The sequence below is a fragment of the Actinosynnema sp. NPDC023658 genome, from assembly GCF_040639995.1.
Taxonomy (GTDB): domain Bacteria; phylum Actinomycetota; class Actinomycetes; order Mycobacteriales; family Pseudonocardiaceae; genus Actinosynnema.
This window is the reverse complement of the sequence record NZ_JBFAAX010000520.1, coordinates 1-4,185: the sequence shown is the minus strand read 5'-3', so window position 1 is coordinate 4,185 and position 4,185 is coordinate 1. Positions and strand designations below refer to the sequence as shown.

At 72.0% G+C, this 4,185-nt stretch carries 5 protein-coding genes; all 5 read left to right on the top strand.

What is annotated here, in order from left to right:
* On the top strand, window positions 1–865 hold an 865-nt coding region (locus tag AB0G02_RS30290; RefSeq protein ID WP_360800675.1), incomplete at its 5' end, for a beta-ketoacyl-[acyl-carrier-protein] synthase family protein.
* Window positions 862–2,091, top strand: a complete 1,230-nt coding sequence (locus AB0G02_RS30285) for a beta-ketoacyl synthase N-terminal-like domain-containing protein (protein WP_360800672.1) — start codon at window positions 862–864, stop codon at window positions 2,089–2,091. The genes AB0G02_RS30290 and AB0G02_RS30285, both read left to right, overlap by 4 nt.
* Window positions 2,088–2,339 carry an acyl carrier protein gene (locus AB0G02_RS30280; RefSeq protein WP_360800669.1) on the top strand — a complete coding sequence of 84 codons (252 nt, stop codon included), beginning with the start codon at window positions 2,088–2,090 and terminating at the stop codon, window positions 2,337–2,339. Before AB0G02_RS30285 ends, AB0G02_RS30280 begins: the two co-directional genes overlap by 4 nt.
* Window positions 2,329–3,120, top strand: coding sequence for an SDR family NAD(P)-dependent oxidoreductase (locus tag AB0G02_RS30275; RefSeq protein WP_360800666.1), 792 nt, complete (start codon window positions 2,329–2,331; stop codon window positions 3,118–3,120). The genes AB0G02_RS30280 and AB0G02_RS30275 overlap by 11 nt, the downstream gene beginning before the upstream one ends.
* Window positions 3,121–3,135: 15 nt before the next feature.
* On the top strand, window positions 3,136–4,038 hold the full coding sequence (locus AB0G02_RS30270) for an SRPBCC family protein (RefSeq protein ID WP_360800663.1): 903 nt from the start codon (window positions 3,136–3,138) through the stop codon (window positions 4,036–4,038).
* Window positions 4,039–4,185: the final 147 nt, after the last annotated feature.

The following is a 4,185-nucleotide window of genomic DNA, read 5'->3' as shown; positions in this document are numbered from 1 at the left end:
GGCGACCCCGCACTACTACAGCTACTACATCCCCAGCTCCATCGCCGCCGAGCTGGCCGTGGAGGTCGGCGCGGAGGGGCCGGTCTCGGTGGTGTCCAGCGGGTGCACCTCCGGGCTCGACGCCGTGGCGCACGCGGTCGAGCTGGTGCGGGAAGGCACGGTCGACCGGGCCGTGTGCGGTGCGTCCGACGCGCCGATCTCGCCCATCACGATCGCCTGCTTCGACGCGATCAAGGCGACGACACCCCGGCTGGACGAGCCGGAACGGGCGTTGCGGCCGTTCGACCGCAGCCGCAACGGGTTCGTGCTCGGTGAGGGCGCGGCGATGTTCGTCATCGAGGAGCTGGAGTCGGCCCGCCGGCGGGGTGCGCCGATCTACGGCGAGCTGTCGGGGTTCGCGAGCCGGTGCAACGCCTACCACATGACCGGCCTGCGCCCGGACGGCGTGGAGATGGCGGCGGCCATCACCGCGGCCCTGGACCAGGCGAGGATCCCGCCCACCGCCATCGGGTACGTCAACGCGCACGGGTCGGGCACCAAGCAGAACGACCGGCACGAGACCGCCGCGTTCAAGCGCGCGCTCGGTGAGCACGCCTACCGCACGCCGGTCAGCTCGATCAAGTCGATGGTCGGTCACTCACTGGGCGCGATCGGCTCCATCGAGATCGCGGCCTGCCTGCTGGCCCTCCAGCACGGCTTGCTGCCGCCCACCGCCAACTGGGCCGAGCGCGACCCCGAGTGCGACCTCGACTACATCCCGGTCCGGGCCCGGGAGGCGTCCCCGGAGCACGTGCTCAGCGTGGGCAGCGGGTTCGGCGGCTTCCAGAGCGCGATGATCATCTCGAAGGCGGGTGCGACGCGATGAGACCGCACATCACCGGCCTCGGCGTCGTCACGCCGTTCGGTATCGGCGTCGACCCGTACTGGACCGCGCTGCTCGACTCGGCCAACGGCATCGGCCCCATCACCCGGTTCGACGGCGGCAAGTACGCCACCGGGATCGCCGGGGAGCACACCGGGTTCGACCCGAGGGACCACCTGCCCGCCCGGCTGCTGCCGCAGACCGACCGGGTGACCCAGTTCGCGCTGATCGCCACCCGCGAGGCGCTCGACGACGCCGCGATCCCGGAGGGGGCCTACGCCGAGCACGCCTCGGCGGTGGTGACCGCGAACAACGGCGGCGGGTTCGAGTTCGCGCAGAAGGAGATGCAGGCGCTGTGGTCGCGAGGCCCGGCCCACGTCAGCGCGTACCAGTCGTTCGCCTGGTTCTACGCGGTCAACACCGGCCAGATCTCCATCCGGCACAACCTCCGCGGCGCCGCCCGCGCGCTGGTCACCGACGACACCGGTGGGATGGAGGCGGTCGGCCAGGCACGACGGCAGCTGCGGCACGACTGCGAGCTCGTGCTCGCCGGAGCCGTGGACACCAACCTGTGCCCGTGGGGCTGGTCGGCGTACACCAGCGCGGGGCTCATGACCACCGACCCCGACCCGAGGACGGCGTACCGGCCGTTCTCGCCCGGCGCCGACGGGTTCGTGTCCGGAGAGGGCGGGGCGATCATGACCCTGGAACGGCCCGACCGCACCGGTTCGCGCGACGCCTACGCCGAGGTCGCCGGCTTCGCGTCCACGTTCGACGGAGCGGCGCGGGACGGCCGCGGCCTGGAGCGCGCGATCCGCGTGGCGCTGCGCGACGCGGAGGTGGACGCGGGCGACGTGGACGCGGTGTTCGCCGACGGGTTCGGCACCCGCGACATGGACGACCGCGAAGCGCGGGCGATCAGCGCCGTGTTCGGCCCGGGCGGTGTCCCGGTGACCGTGCCGAAGACCGGCATCGGCCGGCTCGGCTGCGCGGGCAGCGCGCTCGACGTCGCGACGGCGTGCCTGGCGATCGCCAAGCAGGTCGTCCCGCCCACGCCGCGCTACGAGCTCTCCGACGCGGCGAGCGCGCTGCACGTCGTAGACCACCCGGCCGCGGGCCGGGTCCACACGGTCCTGGTGCTCGCCAGGGGCCGGGGCGGCTTCAACTCGGCGGTGGTGCTGACGAAGCCGCGCACCGAATCCGACTCCGACAACGGGAGAACGCAGTGAACATCGACACCCTGACCGCGGTGCTCCGCAAGGTGGCCGGCGAGGACGACACCGTCGACCTCGCGACGACCGTCGACCCGGACGCCCCCTTCGACGACATCGGCTTCGACTCCATCGCGTTGCTGGAGGTGCTGAACCTCCTCAAGCGCGAGCACGGGGTCCTGCTCGACGACGACGTGCTGGACCACGCCAAGACCCCGGCCGCCCTGCTCGACGTGATCGACGAGGAGCGCCGCAATGCTGCCTGAGCACACCGACGACCGGGTCGCGCTGATCTCCGGCGGCACGAGCGGCATCGGCCTGGCGATCGCCAAGCGGCTGGGCGCCGCCGGTCACCGGGTCTTCCTCGGCGCCCGGGACGCGCGACGGGTGAAGGAGACCGTCGCCGAACTCGCGGAGCTGGGCATCACCGCCGACGGCCGGTCGTGCGACGTGCGGCACGAGTCGCAGGTCGAGTCCTTCGTGGCCGCGGGCGTGGCGGCGTTCGGGCCGGTCACCACCCTGGTGAACAACGCGGGCATCCCCGGCGGGGGCGTCACCAGCGGCCTGTCCACCGAGCTGTGGGACAACGTCGTCAACACCAACCTGCGCAGCGTCTTCCTGATGTCGCGGCACGTGCTGACGACCGGGAAGATGACCACGCGCGAGTCCGCGCAGATCATCAACATCGCCTCGACGGGCGGCAAGCAGGGCGTCGTCCTCGGCGCCCCGTACAGCGCCTCGAAGCACGGCGTCGTCGGGTTCACCAAGGCGCTGGGCCTGGAGCTGGCCGGCACCGGCGTCACCGTGAACGCCGTCTGCCCCGGCTACGTGGAAACCCCGATGGCGCAGCACGTCCGGGAGAACTACGCCCGGATCTGGGACGTGTCCGAGGCCGACGTCCTGACCAGGTTCGAGGCCAAGATCCCGCTGGGCCGGTACAGCACGCCCGACGAGGTGGCGGGCCTCGTCGAGTACCTCACCACCCCACTGGCCGCGTCCATCACCGCGCAGGCGCTCAACGTCTGCGGCGGGCTGGGCAACTACTGACGCGAGGGCACCGCAATGGACACCACGCACGACATCACGATCAACGCCGATCCCGGCGAGGTCTACGCCCTGCTCGCCCACGCCGAGCGCTGGCCCGAGCTGTTCGAACCGACCATCCGGGTCAAGCACGTCGAGCACCGCGGGACGACCGAGACCTTCCGGATCTGGGCGAGCGCGGGCGACCTGGTGAAATCGTGGACCTCGGTGCGCGAGCTGGACCCGGGGTCGCGCCGGATCACCTTCCGCCAGGTGGTGCCCGCGCCGCCGATCGCGTCGATGAGCGGCACCTGGGTCGTCGAGCAGGACGGACCCGGGCGGACGACCCTGCGGCTGCTGCACACGTTCTCGGCGGTCGACGACGACCCGGAGGCGCTGGCCTGGATCGAGCAGGTCACCGACGAGAACAGCCGGACCGAGCTGGCCGACCTCAAGGCCGTCGCGGAGCGGGGGAGGGGCGAGGTCCGCACGTTCGCCGACTCCGTCCGCATCACCGCCCCGGCCGACGCGGTGCACGCGTTCCTCTGGGAGGCCGAGCACTGGACCGATCGGCTGCCGCACGTCGCGGCCGTGCGGCTCGACGACTACGGCACGCCCGACGTCCAGTCGTTGCGGATGACGACCCTGTCCAAGGTCGGTGAGCACGAGACGATGTCCATCCGGATCACCGAGGGCACCAGCCGCATCGGCTACAAGCAGCTCGACCTGCCGCCGCTGCTCGACCTGCACCTGGGCAGCTGGACCATCGAGGCCGGGCCGGGCGAGACCGTGCTGACCTCGGAGCACACCATCCGGCTGCGCCCGGAGGTCGCCGGTGACCGGGAGAGCACCGCGGTGAACCTGGCCAAGGCCCGCGACGCGCTCAGCGCCAACAGCATGGCCACGATGCTGATCGCGAAGTCGTTGCTGGAGGGGGTCTGACCGTGTCACGCGTGCGGACCGACCTGCCACCCGCCCCGACGTCGGTGGAGCTCGCGCCGGGGGTGTTCGCCTACCTGCAGGAGCACGGGGGCTGGTGCGTCAACAACAGCGGTGTCGTCGTGGGGGCGGAGGGCACCACCGTGATCG